16 protein-coding genes are annotated in these 13,935 nt (G+C 70.4%); 9 read left to right on the forward strand and 7 right to left on the reverse strand.

What is annotated here, in order from left to right; translation table 11 throughout:
• Positions 1–5 precede the first annotated feature (5 nt).
• Positions 6–1,364 (reverse strand): RNA polymerase sigma factor, encoded by a 1,359-nt coding sequence (locus LZP97_RS06280; protein ID WP_010592595.1) that lies wholly within the window; start codon positions 1,362–1,364, stop codon positions 6–8.
• 134 nt (positions 1,365–1,498) lie between these two features.
• The gene (ppgK, locus tag LZP97_RS06285; RefSeq protein WP_010592594.1) at positions 1,499–2,284 is read right to left on the reverse strand and encodes a polyphosphate--glucose phosphotransferase; all 786 of its coding nucleotides are present in this window, start codon (positions 2,282–2,284) and stop codon (positions 1,499–1,501) included.
• Between the two features lie 122 nt (positions 2,285–2,406).
• Here ppgK and LZP97_RS06290 point away from each other — a divergent pair, with 122 nt between their 5' ends.
• Positions 2,407–3,303 carry an inositol monophosphatase family protein gene (locus LZP97_RS06290; RefSeq protein WP_010592593.1) on the forward strand — a complete coding sequence of 299 codons (897 nt, stop codon included), beginning with the start codon at positions 2,407–2,409 and terminating at the stop codon, positions 3,301–3,303.
• Between the two features lie 13 nt (positions 3,304–3,316).
• On the opposite strand, the gene cei is transcribed toward LZP97_RS06290, so the two are convergent.
• On the reverse strand, positions 3,317–4,000 hold the full coding sequence (gene cei / locus LZP97_RS06295) for an envelope integrity protein Cei (protein WP_010592592.1): 684 nt from the start codon (positions 3,998–4,000) through the stop codon (positions 3,317–3,319).
• 366 nt (positions 4,001–4,366) lie between these two features.
• Between cei and LZP97_RS06300 the strand changes: the two genes are divergently transcribed.
• Positions 4,367–4,669: a DUF4193 domain-containing protein gene (locus tag LZP97_RS06300; RefSeq protein ID WP_003935578.1), complete on the forward strand. Its 303-nt coding sequence runs from the start codon at positions 4,367–4,369 to the stop codon at positions 4,667–4,669.
• A gap of 60 nt (positions 4,670–4,729) precedes the next feature.
• Here the strand turns inward: LZP97_RS06300 and LZP97_RS06305 are convergent, their stop codons facing one another.
• The gene (locus tag LZP97_RS06305) at positions 4,730–5,239 is read right to left on the reverse strand and encodes a DUF3093 domain-containing protein (protein WP_010592591.1); all 510 of its coding nucleotides are present in this window, start codon (positions 5,237–5,239) and stop codon (positions 4,730–4,732) included.
• 19 nt (positions 5,240–5,258) lie between these two features.
• Between LZP97_RS06305 and dut the strand changes: the two genes are divergently transcribed.
• Both dut and LZP97_RS06315 read left to right on the forward strand, forming a co-directional pair.
• Positions 5,259–5,729 carry a dUTP diphosphatase gene (gene dut, locus LZP97_RS06310; RefSeq protein WP_082061237.1) on the forward strand — a complete coding sequence of 157 codons (471 nt, stop codon included), beginning with the start codon at positions 5,259–5,261 and terminating at the stop codon, positions 5,727–5,729.
• Between the two features lies 1 nt (position 5,730).
• The gene (locus LZP97_RS06315) at positions 5,731–6,519 is read left to right on the forward strand and encodes a DUF3710 domain-containing protein (RefSeq protein ID WP_048772832.1); all 789 of its coding nucleotides are present in this window, start codon (positions 5,731–5,733) and stop codon (positions 6,517–6,519) included.
• Between the two features lie 12 nt (positions 6,520–6,531).
• Here the strand turns inward: LZP97_RS06315 and LZP97_RS06320 are convergent, their stop codons facing one another.
• On the reverse strand, positions 6,532–7,260 hold the full coding sequence (locus tag LZP97_RS06320) for an alpha/beta fold hydrolase (RefSeq protein ID WP_048772835.1): 729 nt from the start codon (positions 7,258–7,260) through the stop codon (positions 6,532–6,534).
• A 135-nt stretch (positions 7,261–7,395) separates the two neighbouring features.
• Here LZP97_RS06320 and LZP97_RS06325 point away from each other — a divergent pair, with 135 nt between their 5' ends.
• Positions 7,396–7,773, forward strand: coding sequence for an OB-fold nucleic acid binding domain-containing protein (locus LZP97_RS06325; RefSeq protein ID WP_003935573.1), 378 nt, complete (start codon positions 7,396–7,398; stop codon positions 7,771–7,773).
• 70 nt (positions 7,774–7,843) lie between these two features.
• Positions 7,844–8,521 carry a DUF3159 domain-containing protein gene (locus LZP97_RS06330; RefSeq protein ID WP_017682083.1) on the forward strand — a complete coding sequence of 226 codons (678 nt, stop codon included), beginning with the start codon at positions 7,844–7,846 and terminating at the stop codon, positions 8,519–8,521.
• Positions 8,522–8,525: 4 nt separating this feature from the next.
• Here the strand turns inward: LZP97_RS06330 and LZP97_RS06335 are convergent, their stop codons facing one another.
• Both LZP97_RS06335 and LZP97_RS06340 read right to left on the reverse strand, forming a co-directional pair.
• On the reverse strand, positions 8,526–9,179 hold the full coding sequence (locus LZP97_RS06335) for a potassium channel family protein (protein WP_010592585.1): 654 nt from the start codon (positions 9,177–9,179) through the stop codon (positions 8,526–8,528).
• 61 nt (positions 9,180–9,240) lie between these two features.
• On the reverse strand, positions 9,241–9,906 hold the full coding sequence (locus LZP97_RS06340; protein WP_017682082.1) for a potassium channel family protein: 666 nt from the start codon (positions 9,904–9,906) through the stop codon (positions 9,241–9,243).
• Between the two features lie 177 nt (positions 9,907–10,083).
• On the opposite strand from LZP97_RS06340, the gene LZP97_RS06345 reads away from it, so the two are divergent.
• The 3 genes from LZP97_RS06345 (at position 10,084) to LZP97_RS06355 (ending at position 13,922) form a co-directional block, all read left to right on the forward strand.
• Positions 10,084–12,075 (forward strand): APC family permease, encoded by a 1,992-nt coding sequence (locus tag LZP97_RS06345; RefSeq protein WP_010592582.1) that lies wholly within the window; start codon positions 10,084–10,086, stop codon positions 12,073–12,075.
• On the forward strand, positions 12,072–13,340 hold the full coding sequence (locus LZP97_RS06350) for a class I SAM-dependent RNA methyltransferase (RefSeq protein ID WP_048772839.1): 1,269 nt from the start codon (positions 12,072–12,074) through the stop codon (positions 13,338–13,340). Before LZP97_RS06345 ends, LZP97_RS06350 begins: the two co-directional genes overlap by 4 nt.
• 123 nt (positions 13,341–13,463) lie before the next feature.
• Positions 13,464–13,922: a MarR family winged helix-turn-helix transcriptional regulator gene (locus tag LZP97_RS06355; protein ID WP_040271130.1), complete on the forward strand. Its 459-nt coding sequence runs from the start codon at positions 13,464–13,466 to the stop codon at positions 13,920–13,922.
• Positions 13,923–13,935: the final 13 nt, after the last annotated feature.

Raw genomic sequence — 13,935 nt, forward strand, 5'->3', positions numbered from 1 at the left:
GATCCTCAGTCGAGGTAGTCGCGCAGCACCTGCGACCGCGACGGGTGCCGCAGCTTCGACATGGTCTTCGACTCGATCTGCCGGATCCGCTCGCGGGTGACCCCGTAGACCTGCCCGATCTCGTCGAGGGTCCGCGGCTGACCGTCGGTCAGGCCGAACCGCAGCCGGACCACCCCGGCCTCACGTTCGGACAGTGTCTCGAGTACCGACTGCAGCTGATCCTGCAGCAGCGTGAACGACACCGCGTCCACCGCCACCACGGCCTCGCTGTCCTCGATGAAGTCGCCGAGCTGGCTGTCGCCCTCGTCGCCGATGGTCTGGTCGAGCGAGATCGGCTCCCGGGCGTACTGCTGGATCTCCAGTACCTTCTCCGGCGTGATGTCCATCTCCTTGGCCAGTTCCTCCGGAGTGGGCTCGCGCCCGAGGTCCTGGAGGAGCTCACGCTGGATGCGGCCGAGCTTGTTGATCACCTCGACCATGTGCACCGGGATGCGGATGGTGCGGGCCTGATCCGCCATGGCGCGGGTGATGGCCTGCCGGATCCACCAGGTGGCGTACGTGGAGAACTTGTAACCCTTGGTGTAGTCGAACTTCTCCACCGCGCGGATCAGACCGAGATTGCCCTCCTGGATGAGATCCAGGAAGGCCATCCCCCGGCCGGTGTAGCGCTTGGCGAGTGAGACGACGAGTCGCAGGTTGGCCTCGAGCAGATGGTTCTTGGCGCGGTTGCCGTCGCGGCAGATCCAGTTCAGGTCGCGGCGCTGCGCGACCGGCAGCTTCTCGCCCTTGTCGGCGTACTCCTGCAGCCGGTAGGTCGCGTACAGGCCGGCCTCGATGCGCTTGGCGAGCTCGACCTCCTCCTCGGCGTTGAGCAGGGCAACCTTGCCGATCTGCTTGAGGTAGGCGCGCACCGAGTCGGCGGAGGCGGTCAGCTCGGCGTCCTTGCGGGCCTGCCGCAGCGCCTCCGACTCCTCTTCGTCCCAGACGAAGTCGCCCGACGCCTTGTCCTTGTCGCTGGGCTCGTCGTCGGCGTCCGCCGCCTCCACGACCACGTCCTCGGCGCCTTCGAGTTCGGCCTCGGCGACGTCGATGTCCTCGAGCGCGGCTTCCTCGCCCTCGAACTCGTCGCCGGCCGGCTTGCCCGCCTTCTTGGCGGCGGCCTTCTTCGCCGTCGTCTTCTTGGCGGCGGCCTTCTTCGCCGGGGCCTTCTTGGCGGCCGCCTTCTTCGCCGGGGCCTTCTTGGCCGGGGCCTTCTTCGCCGGCCGCTTCGTGGCGGGTGCGGTACCGGTCGCGGATTCCGCGGCGTCCGCGGAGGCTGCCGATTCGTTGGGGGAATCAGCCGTGTGGATGTCGGTGGCTGCCACGTACGCCCTTTCGTGACGAGGTAGTGCGGCGTCGCGCCAGAGGGGTTCCGGCGGAGAGGTCTGTCGGGATCAGGCCGGTTCGCAGCCGGCTGTGCACCATTGTAACGATCGCCGTCGTGCGCGATGTGCAGGACTCAGGGGTGGACGCCTGTTTTCGCAGCCCACGCGGCCCCGATGATGCCGGCGGTGTTGCGCAACGCGGCCGGAACGACGGGCGTGCGGTTGGTCAGCAGCGGGATCCACTTCTCGTGCTTGCGGCTGATGCCGCCGCCGGCGATGAACAGGTCGGGCCACAGCAGGGCCTCGAACCGCGACAGCACCAGCGAGACCTCCTTGGCCCACCGCTTGTACGACCACTCGTTGCTCTCCTTGACCGACGACGCCGCGCGGTGCTCGGCTTCCATCCCGTCGACCTCCATGTGCCCGAACTCGGTGTTCGGCAACAGAACGCCGTTGTGCAGCACCGCCGAGCCGATCCCTGTTCCGAAGGTGAGCAGGACGACCACTCCCGACGCGTCCCTGGCCGCACCGAAGCGGTCCTCGGCGAGACCGGCGGCATCCGCGTCGTTCAGCACGCTGATTGGGCGATCCCCCAGAGCCGAAGCGAACAACGCCCGGGCGTCGGTGCCGATCCATGCCGGATCGATGTTCGCGGCCGTACGCGCCACCCCACCGGTCACCACACTGGGCAGGGTGACCCCCACCGGTCCGGTCCACTGCGCCTGCTCCACGATTCGGGCGACGGTGTCCGCGACCGCCTGCGGAGTCGACGGCTGGGGAGTCAGGATCTTGATGCGCTCACCCACCAGAACACCCGTGGACATGTCGACGACCCCGCCCTTGATGCCGCTGCCCCCGACGTCGACACCGAATCCCAGAAGGTCCGGATCCGGCATGGCCGGCTGGGTCGTCTGCGTCATCTCGCGCTCCCTCTCGTCACCGGAACAGTCACCGCGGGCAACCGCTGTCGTGACGTCACCCTAATGCGAACGCGGCGGCAACGCGGGTGGTGCCGTACCGCGCAGTGTGTTCGGATACTCGGGTGCCCGACACCCCGGATCCCCACCCTTGCACCCTTTCCCGCGACGCCACCACGGACCCGGCCCGGCTGCGGGAGATCGCCGTGGACGTCGCGGTGGCGGCCGCCGCCCACGTGCGCGCCCGGCGGCCCGAGCTGTTCCCGGCCGCCGACCCGGGTGCTCGCACGGCCGGCGCGGTGCGATCGAAGAGCACCGACACCGATCCGGTGACGATGGCGGACACCGAGACCGAGGACCTCATCCGGCGACTGCTGACCCGGTCGCGGCCGGGCGACGCGATCCTCGGAGAGGAGGGCGGCGCCGATGCCGGGTCGACCGGTGTCCGATGGGTTGTCGACCCCATCGACGGCACGGTGAACTTCGTGTACGGCATCCCCGCGTACGCGGTCTCGATAGCAGCCCAGGTCGGTGGAAGATCCGTGGCGGGAGCGGTGGTCGATGTCGCCGCCGGAGATGTCTACTCGGCCGCGCGCGGAGAGGGGGCCACCCGCACCGACGCCGGGGGATCGGTGACGCGTCTGCGCTGCAACCCGGTCGGGGACATCGCCCACGCACTCGTCGCGACCGGCTTCTCCTACGCGCCGCACCGGCGCGAACGACAGGGCCTTCTGGTGGCGGAGCTGCTGCCGAGAGTGCGGGACATCCGCCGGATCGGCGCGGCCGCCCTGGACCTGTGCATGGTGGCTTCGGGCCGGGTCGATGCCCACTACGAACACGGGCTGCAACCGTGGGACTGGGCCGCCGGTGCGCTGATCGCCGCGGAGGCGGGCGCCTGGGTGCGGCTACCGACCGGTGGCGGCGACGTCGGCGAGATCACCGTCGCCGCTGCACCCGGCGTCGCAGCACAGCTCGCGGACCTGCTCGCCACGTTCGGCGCCGACGCTCCGATCCCGGCCTGACGGTCCGCGGCGCTCAGCAGCGGGCGTCGCGGGCCGCCGCCAGCAGGTCGATGTCCAGCGGCGCGGCGGCCGCACCCACCGGCGCCTCCCGCAGCGACTGCAGCACCTCCTCGGCATCGGCGTTGGGCGCGATCTCCTTGGAGTAGGTGCCCAGGGCGAGGTCGACGGTGTCGTCGGCACGGTCGTCGCGGACGAGTTCGGCGCACGGTGCGACCAGCCACACCGTGCTGGCAGCTGCGGCTCCGGCCGCCCCGAACCTGATCTGACCGTGGCACTGCATGTTCTGGTCGACGTAGACGGGGTCGTTGCCCGCCTGGACGTCCGGTGCGCTCGCGAAGCCGTACTCGGCCAGCTGGGTGGCCACATGGGTCGCCTGGCCACGTTCACCGTTGGCGTTGAACACCCGCACCCGCGTCGCCGCCAGGGGAGCGGGCTCGACGTCGAGCAGGACGGACCGGTCGACCACCTCGCCGAGGGGGGCCGGTTGCGGTCCTCCGGGCTCCGACGGCACGGTCGGCGGGGCGTTGCATGCCACGGTCCGGGATACCGGGTCGGAACCGGCGAACACCGATGCCCACACCACGATCCCGACCGTAGCCAGAATCGCGAACAGTGCCGCGGCCGGCACGACGCGGCGGCGGGGGAACGGCCGGCCGCGTTCGTCACGCGCCCGGCCTTCGGTGATCAGGGAAACCACGGCGCCCTGCCTCTCGCATCTCCAAGGGGTGTGTGCGACCACTGTAGAGGGCATCCCGGGGGGGTCCGCGAAGGCGGGCGAACGGTGGAATGTCTCGAGTTGCTGTGGTGTTGGTGACAATTGACCGACATTTCCCCGGATCGCGTGTATCGGTTACGGCTTCTGTGGGTACTTCCGCTATTGTTCGGCGGCCCAGGTCGTCGAAGATTCGATGATCGGGCTTTCGACAGCGGGAGGCCCGGGTCGTGTCCGGGACCCGGACACGGTCGGCGGGAACTTCCGGAGACGGTCGGGCGTTGCCCCCGCCGAAGGACATGAACAGTGTCCTCCGGCCGGGCACCTGCACGAGGACTAGAGGTAGAGGAAATGGCGACTGACTACGACGCACCGAGGCGAACCGAAACCGACGAGGTGTCGGAGGATTCACTCGAAGAACTGAAGGCGCGACGCAACGAGGCGCAGTCCGCCGTCGTGGACGTCGACGAGTCGGATACCGCGGAGTCCTTCGAGCTGCCCGGCGCCGATCTGTCCGGCGAGGAGCTGTCGGTCCGGGTGGTGCCCAAGCAGGCCGACGAGTTCACCTGCTCGAGCTGCTTCCTGGTACACCACCGCAGTCGGCTCGCCAGCGACGAGAACGGCGTGATGATCTGCCGGGACTGTGCAGCCTGAGTCCCGGCGGGACTGTGCAGCCTGAGTCCCGGACGATCGCGCTGACCGGCCGCGCCCGGTTCAGTGTCCGGAGTGGTCGGCGCATCCCAGGGCGGCCTGCAGCTCCGCGGGCCGCCTGGTGCTGATCAGCCAGTACGGGGTGGGGTCGTCCGGGTCGTCCAGCACGACGAGCACCATCGTCCCGATCCACGGGCGGTGCTGGACGTATGCCGCCGGGTCGAGCTGGCGGCCCAGGGCGGCGCTCTTCGCCGACGCCGGCACCACGACAGCGCGGGAGATCACCTCGAGCGGCAGGTGCGCCCGGCCGACGATCAGTTCCCCGCCCGTCACCTCCAACCGCAGACGGGACAGCCACACGAGCGCCCAGACAGGGAACGGCAGCAGCAGCACGTACGGCAGCCAGGCTTGCAGACCGGGCGCCCCCATGTGCAGTTCCGCGGCCAGCAGCGCGGCCACGCCCAGGCCGAGGGGCCACCACCACAGCGGCACCCACATCCGTTCGGAGTAGACCGGCACGTCGGTCGTCTGCTGCGCATCCGCGTCGGGTCGAGAGGTTCGAGACACGTCCATCAGAGTAGTCTCGGTGCACGTGACCGATCTTCCAGCCGTCCCTCTGCTCCGTCTGGACCCGGGGATTCCTGTGCCCGCCCGCGCACACACCGGCGACGCCGGCGTGGACTTGTGCACCACGGTGGACGTGACCCTCGAGCCCGGGCGGCGAGCGCTGGTGGGGACCGGCATCGCGGTGGCCCTGCCCGTCGGCACGGTGGGTCTGATCCATCCGCGTTCCGGCCTGGCCGCGAAGTTCGGGCTCTCGGTGGTCAACACCCCCGGGACGGTGGATGCGGGCTACCGCGGCGAGATCAAGGTGTGCCTGATCAACCACGATCCCGACCGCGCGGTCGAGCTGCGTCGTGGCGACCGCATCGCCCAACTGCTCGTGCAGAAGGTGGAACTCGTCGACTTCGTCGAGGTCGACTCTCTCGACGACACCAGCCGAGGCGCCGGAGGATACGGATCGAGCGGTGGGCACGCAGGTCTGGTGAAGGAAGGTTCCTGACATGTTCGGACGACGCCGGAAGAACCGGGACGCCGAAGCACCCGGACTCGCGGACGAGGCTGAGTTCGCGCCCATGCCCGGGGAGGACGAGACACCGGTGCCGCAGGGCGGTCCCTACGACATCGACGACATCGGCGAGGACGCGGTCGGCGGCCGGCTCGACCTCGGGTCGGTCCTCGTGCCGCTGCCGCCGGGTGGGCAGATCCAGGTGGAGATGGCGCCGAACGGTCAACCCCAGGCCGTGCATCTGGTGACCCAGCACGGACGGATCACCGTCTCCGCGTACGCGGCGCCGAAGTCTCCGGGGCAGTGGCGGGAGGTGGCTGCCGAGCTGGCCGAATCGCTGCGCCGCGACAATGCGACGGTCAGCATCGAGAGCGGACCGTGGGGCCGGGAACTGCAGGGCAGCACCCCGAACGCGGATCTGCGCTTTCTGGGGGTCGACGGTTACCGGTGGATGATCCGCTGCGTGGTCGCCGGGCCGGCCGGTTCGGTGACGGGTGATTCGCCGCTGGTGGAGACCGCACGCAGCATCGTCGCCGAAACCGTCGTGCGTCGCGGCCAGGATCCGCACCCGGTGCGCACGCCGTTGCCGGTGGTGCTGCCGAAGGCTCTTGCCGAGCAACTAGCCGCCGCCGCACAGCAGCAGCAGGCAGCCGCGCAGCAGGCAGCGCAGCCGACGCCCCAGCAGCCGGCACCTCAGCAGCCGGCACCGCCTCAGCAGCCGGCACCACAGACGCGCCCGCGGCACGGCGAGTCGGGCTCGGCGATGCAGCAGCTCGGTTTCTGACGGTCCGATCCGTCAGCCCCGGACGCGCCGCAGCGCCTCCAGGCAGGTCGTTCCCAGTACGGACGGGTCGGCGCCGATCTGGGCGAGGGTGACGGTGCCCAGCGCGGCGCGCGTCAGGTGGGCACACCATTCCTGCGCGACCGCGAGGGGATGGACCGCGTCGTCCACGGCGGCGGCGATGCCGACCGGCACCTCCACGGCCTGCAGCTCGTGCAGGTCCAGGGCCCGGTATCGGGATGCCTCGTCGAGCGCCGCCGGCAGGCCCGGCCACTGCGACCGCCAGGAGCGGGCCAGTTCCGTCCCGAGCCACGCGGGGCTGGACGCCACCATCGCGGCGGTCACCGCAGCCAGCCCGTGGGTGCGTAGCTCCCCGGCGGTCCATCGGGCGCTCGCCGCCGCCGGTGCGGCGTCCGGTGAGCCCGTCCACGCCGGCAGCGCAGCCAGCACGCCGACGGTGCGTCCGGGATTCTCGGCCGCCCATCGCAGTGCGACCGCGGCCCCGAGCGATACGCCGCCCACCAGCACCGGCCCCTCGGCCGCGGCCCGGTCGAGGGCATCGACGTAGCTGCCGACCACGCGTGCCGGATCCGGGTCGACCGCGACGGTGCGTACTCCGGTGGCGGCGAGCGGACCCGCGAACGCACGCTCGGCGAAGTGCGCGTCGGAGCCTGTTCCGGGCAGGATCACGGCGACGACAGCCCTGGTCGCGTGGCGTTCGGGGGAGCTGTTCACGGAGGGCATGCCCCGATCCTGCCGGACCCGTCGGCGCAGGTGGGAACCGGAGTGGTTGCCCTGTCCCGATGGGTCTACAGTGGCCCTCAGGAAAGCCCCATGCGCGGCCCGCGACCCGTGCCGCGCCCGTTCCAGGAGCACGCTATGGCAACCGCCGCAGCCGGTTACTTCCGCCGACTCACCCGTCGGCTCACGGAAGATCTCGAACAGCTCGACGCCGAGGAGATCGCCGAAACCGCCCAGGCGACCGGGGCCCGCCGCGCTTGCGACTGTGCGCGCGGGGAGGAAGTGACCATGTTCGGCCGCCTCCGCAGTGTCGAGGCGTGCCCGAAGGCCGCCAGCGCCGCCGTCGAGGCGGAACTGTTCGACGGCACCGAAGCCGTCAAGCTCGTGTGGATCGGACGTCGCCGCATCCCGGGCATCGAGCCGGGCAAGACGCTGCTCGTGCGCGGCCGCGTCGGCGAACGCGACGGCGCGAAGGTCCTCTACAACCCGTATTACGAACTGCGCGAGCGGGCCTGACCCGGTCGTCGCCCCGCGCCCGTACCCGTCGCCACCCGCCCCTGAGCTGAGCTGTGGCACCCTCGTAGGAGTGAGCGAGAAGCAGCAGACGGTTCTGGAACAACTCGGTGGACTCAGCGGGTTGGTCTCGTCGACCGTGCCCGTGCTGGTGTTCGTTCCGGTCAACAGCATCTGGGGTCTGACCGCCGCGATCTGGGCCGCCCTCGCCGCGGCCACCGCCGTGCTCGTGTGGCGGCTCGTCCAGCGCACTCCCGTCCAACCCGCCGTCTCAGGGTTCCTCGGTGTGGGTGTGTGCGCGTTCATCGCCTATCGCACCGGCGACGCCAAGGGATACTTCCTCTTCGGCATCTACACCAGTCTGCTGTACGCCGCCGGCTTCGTCCTGTCCGTCCTGGTGCGGCGACCCCTGGTCGGCGTGATCTGGGGCATGCTCAACGGGCAGGGATCGTCCTGGCGGCGGCACCGTGTCGCCGTGCGCGCCTACGACATCGCGACGGCGGCGTGGGCGCTCGTGTTCGCGGCCCGCTACCTCGTGCAACACGAGCTGTACGACGCCGACCGGACCGGCTGGCTCGCCGTGGCCCGCATCGGCATGGGATGGCCGCTGACTGCGGTGGCGTTGCTGGTCACGTTGTGGGCGGTGCGCCGCGCTGATCGGGTCGTCGAACCGGCGCCCGAGACGGTCGACGAGCCGATCGAGACCGGGCCGGGCCGGGCCGCCGACGGCCCCGACCAGGACGTCCGCTGATCCGCTAGAGCCCGAGCGCTCCCCGCAGTTCCTGTTCCACCTCGTCCGCGGCGACGAACAGCAGTTCGTCGCCGCCTTCGAGCGGGTCGTCGGGCTGCGGGACGATGACGCGGCCCCCGCGCAGGATCGTCACCAGGGCCGCGTCCCGGGGCAGTTGCAGTTTGCGCACCGGTTTCCCGGCCAGCGCGGTGGTGTCCGGCAGGGTGATCTCGACCAGGTTCGCGCCCTTGCGCAGTGTCATCAGCCGGACCAGATCGCCGACCGAGACGGCCTCCTCGACCAGCGACGCCAGCATGCGCGGCGTGGAGACGGCGACGTCGACCCCCCACGACTCGTCGAACAGCCACTCGTTGCGCGGGTCGTTGACGCGCGCGACGACCCGCGCGACCCCGAACTCGGTGGTGGCAAGCAGGCTCAGCACCAGGTTCGCCTTGTCGTCGCCGGTCGCGGCGATCACCACGTCGTACTGCTCGAGTTGTGCGGCCTCGAGCAGGCTCAGCTCGCAGGCGTCGGCGTGCACCCACTTGGCATCGGGTACGGAGTCGGGCTCGACGTGCTCGAGCTTGCGCTCGAGCAGCATGACGTCGTGGTGGTTGCGGATCAGTTCGCGCGCGATGGAGCGCCCGACGGCTCCCGCCCCCGCAATGGCCACCTTCATCGGCGTTCCTCTCGGTGATGTCCGGGTCGTGTGTTCGGCTGCGCCTGCTGGCACCGGACGGTCAGTCGTCGGCCGCGGGGGGCTGTTCGGCGAGGGCGATCGCCTCGGCGACGGTGCCCGAGACGGCCGCGATGTAGACCTGGTCGTCGGCCTGCAGCACCGTCTTCCGGTCGGGTAGGACCCCGGTGCCGAAGCGGATGACGAACGCGACCCGCGAATGGGTCGCCGCCTCGAAGTCGGTGACGTTGCGGCCGATCCAGTCCTCGTGCACCGAGACCTCGGCGACGGCGACGGTGCCCGTCGGATCCCGCCACTTGGCGGTCTGGCTCTCGTGGGTGAGGTTGTGCAGGAACCGGTCGGTCGTCCACGGCACCGTGGCGACGGTCGGGATCCCGAGGCGCTCGTACACCGCGGCGCGCTTGGCATCGTAGATGCGGGCGACGACGCGCTCGACACCGAAGGTCTCCCGGGCCACCCGGGCCGAGATGATGTTCGAATTGTCCCCGGACGAGACCGCGGCGAACGCGTCGGCCCGCTCGATGCCGGACCGCACCAGCACGTCCCGATCGAAGCCCATCCCCACGATCGTGTGTCCCGGGAAGTCCGGGCCGAGCCGAAGGAACGCGCTCGGGTCGCGATCGATGACGGCCACCTCGTTGCCCAGCCGGACGAGCGCCGCAGCCAGGGAGGAACCCACCCGGCCGCAACCCATGACCACCACGTACACCGTTCGCTCCGATTCTCTTGCTTGCCGTGTCGCCCGGTCGCGACGCGCAGAACCGAACCGTACCGCTCGCGCAGGACCGGTGTGCAGTGCCCGGCGAAGGTGCCCCGGCAGCGGTGCATTTCGGACACGACCCCGGGCGCCCGGCGGGTGGCCGGCGGGACGGCTTAGGCTTTGCGAGTGTCCAAGCTCTCGACCGCCACGAAGCGGTTGTTGTTGGGTAGGCCGTTTCGCAGCGACACGCTCGGTCACACGTTGCTGCCCAAGCGAATCGCCCTGCCGGTGTTCGCATCCGACGCGCTGTCGTCGGTGGCGTACGCCCCGGAGGAGATCTTCCTCGTCCTGTCGGTCGCGGGTCTGTCGGCGTATGTGTTCACCCCGTGGATCGGCGTCGCGGTGGCGCTCGTCCTCGCGGTCGTCGTCGCGAGCTACCGGCAGAACGTGCACGCCTATCCGTCGGGGGGCGGAGACTACGAGGTGGCGACCAAGAATCTGGGCCCGACCGCCGGCCTGACCGTCGGCAGCGCCCTGATGGTCGACTACGTGCTCACCGTCGCCGTCTCGATCTCCTCGGCTGCGGCGAACATCGGCTCGGCGGTCCCGTTCGTGGCGCAGCACAAGGTGCTCTTCGCGGTCGCCGCGATCGTCGTGCTGACCGCGATCAATCTGCGTGGCCTCCGCGAGGCCGGCACGGCCTTCGCGATTCCCACCTACGCCTTCATGATCGGCATGCTCGTGATGTTGGGCTGGGGGCTGGTGCGCATCTTCGTGTTCGGCGAGGACGTCCGGGCCGAGTCGGCCGGCTTCGAGTTGGTCGCCGAGCAGTCCGGTCTGACGGCGATCGCGTTCGTGTTCCTCATCGCCCGCGCGTTCTCGTCCGGGTGTGCGGCCCTGACCGGGGTCGAGGCCATCAGCAACGGGGTGCCCGCGTTCCGCAAGCCGAAGTCCCGGAACGCTGCCACGACCCTGCTCATGCTCGGTGGGATCGCGATCGTGCTGCTTCTCGGCATGATCCTGCTCGCGAACAAGGTGGGTGTGGTCATCGCCGAGCATCCCGAGACCCAGCTGCGCGGCGCGCCGGACGACTACCAGCAGAAGACGCTCGTCGCACAGTTGGCGCACGCGGTGTTCGAGGGCTTCCCGCTCGGCTTCGTGCTGATCACCGTCGTGACGGCGCTGATCCTGGTGCTGGCCGCCAACACGGCGTTCAACGGCTTCCCGGTGCTGGCCTCGGTGTTGGCGCAGGACCGCTACCTGCCCCGGCAGCTGCACACCCGCGGCGACCGGCTGGCCTTCAGCAACGGCATCCTGTTCCTCTCGGGCGTGGCCATCGTGTTCGTGTGGGCCTTCGACGCGGAGGTCACGAAGCTGATCCAGCTCTACATCGTCGGTGTGTTCGTCTCGTTCACCCTCAGTCAGACCGGCATGATCCGGCACTGGACGAGGCATCTGGCGTCCGAGACCGATCCCGAGCAGCGCAGACGCATGCAGCGGTCGCGGATCGTCAACACGATCGGCCTGGCCATGACCGCGTCCGTGCTGGTGATCGTGCTGGTTACGAAGTTCGCGGCGGGCGCGTGGATCGCGATCGTGGCGATGGTCGCGATCTTCGGCGTGATGAAGGCCATCCACCGTCACTACGACAGCGTGGCCGAGGAACTGGAGAACACCGAATGGGACGGGGTGTTGCCCAGTCGCACCCATTCGATCGTGCTGGTGTCCAAGCTGCACATGCCGACCCTGCGAGCGCTGGCGTACGCGCGGGCGACCCGTCCGGACACACTCGAAGCGGTCACGGTCAACGTCGACGACGCCGACACGCGGATGCTGGTGCGCGAATGGGAACGCAGCGACATCACCGTCCCGCTCAAGGTCGTCGAGTCGCCGTACCGGGAGATCACCCGTCCCGTCCTCGAATACGTCCGGCGGGTGCGGCGGGATTCACCGCGCGACGTGGTGACCGTGTTCATCCCGGAGTACGTCGTCGGTCACTGGTGGGAGCAGATCCTGCACAACCAGAGCGCGCTGCGGCTGAAGAGCCGGCTGTTGTTCCAGCCCGGTGTCATGGTCACCAGCGTCCCGTGGCAGCTGAGTTCGTCCGCCCACGCCCGCGCGGAACGTCTGGATTCCGCGCCGGGATCGGTGCGGCGGGGATTCGAGGAGGAACGATGAGTGTCGACTGGTCCGGACGCCGGCTCGAGGTGACACTGGGCAACCCGGCGCACGGGGGGTTCTGCGTCGCGCGGCACGAGGGCCGGGTCGTGTTCGTCCGGCACGGCCTACCCGGCGAGCGGGTCGTCGCGTCGGTGACGGAGGACCGAGGCGGCTCGTTCTGCCGCGCCGACGCCGTGCACATTCTCGAGGCCTCGCCGGACCGGAGGGAGCGGGTGTGCCCGATCGCCGGGCCCGGCGGATCGGGATGCTGCGACCTGTCCCACGCGACGGTGCCGGCCCAGCGGGCCTTCGGGGCCGCGGTGGTCGCGGAGCAGTTGCGCCGTCTCGGCGGGGTCGAGCGGGACGTGCTCGTCGAGGAGTTGCCGGGTGGTGCGCTCGACGGCACCCGGTGGCGCACCCGGGTGCGCCTGGCGGTCGACGCCGCGGGCCGAGCGGGGTACCGGCGCTACCGCAGCCACGAGATCGAGACCGACCTGGCCTGCCCGCAGATCGAGGCCCGGGCCTACGAGGGGCTGGCGGAACGGGTGTGGCGACCTGGTTCCGAGGTCCAGGTGGTCCTCGATGCGGACGGGACGCGGCACGTGATCGAGATCGCACCGCCGCCCGTGTCCCGCACGGGCCGTCGCAGCCCGGGGCGGCGGGGAGCGGCAGCCCGCCGCGCGGCGGCCGGTGCGCCCCGCGCCGAGAAGGTGGTCGAAGGCTCGGGGCGGGCGGTCGAGCGCGTCGGCGGCCGCGAATGGCACGTGGCGGCAACCGGCTTCTGGCAGGCGCATCGCGGGGCAGCGCAGGCCTATTCGGACACCGTGGGGGAGTGGGCGGCGGTGTCGCCGGGCGCGACGGCGTGGGATCTCTACGGCGGGGTGGGGGTGTTCGCCGCCGTCCTGGCCGATCAGGTCGGCACCGGCGGCCGGGTCGAGGCGGTGGAACTGTCCCGCCGGGCGGCGCAGGACGGGGCCGAGGCACTCTCGGATCTCGGACAGGTGCGGTTCCATGCGGGCCGGGTGGAGCAGTTGCTCCCGGAGCTTCCCGCCCCGCAGGTCGTGGTGCTCGACCCGCCCCGGGCCGGCGCCGGGCGGGATGTGGTGGCGGCCGTCGCGGCGGCGGGGCCGGAGCGCGTCGTGCACGTCGGATGCGATCCGGCGGCCTTCGGCCGCGATGTCGGCCTGTACCGGGACCACGGCTTCGAGCTTGCCGACCTGCGCGTCTACGCGGCGTTCCCCTCGACGCACCACGTGGAGTGTCTGGCCTTGTTCACCCGCTGATGTTCACCCGCTGATCGGGGCTGCCCTCGTCGTAGGGTCCCGCGCCTTCGTGGTTGCTTGCAACACGCAACTAAATGTATAGTTGCGTGTTGCAAGCAATTAATATCGATTCGGAGGCGATCCGTGGCCGTCCAGCCCGACACCGCGCACGCGCTTGTCGACGCGATCTTCCTGTTCGGTCGCACGCTGCGCACGGCCCTGGCCAACTCGACGGGCGACGAGCTGCCCAACGCCCTGACCGGAGTTCTGTTCGTCCTGTGGCGGATGGGGGAGTGCCGTCCCAGCGAACTCGCCGCGGAACTGTGTATGAGCCAGTCCGCGTTGAGCCGGCAGCTGGGCGAACTCGTCGAACGGGGAATGGTGGACCGTCACCGCGACCCCGACGACCGGCGGGCCCACCGCGTCAGCGTGTCGGAGACCGGGCACAAAGCCCTGCGCGAGATCCGCGACCGTCGCGCCTCCCGATTGCACGAGCTGCTCGGCGGCTGGGACCAGGCGCAAGCCGAATCCGCCCTCGGCGCGCTCGCGCACCTGAACGACACCCTTTCCGTCCACGACACCACCGGAAGGAACTGCCTGTGAGTGCCGCAGCTGT

This window comes from Rhodococcus sp. DMF-1 (assembly GCF_021441945.1).
GTDB classification, from domain to species: domain Bacteria; phylum Actinomycetota; class Actinomycetes; order Mycobacteriales; family Mycobacteriaceae; genus Rhodococcus; species Rhodococcus ruber.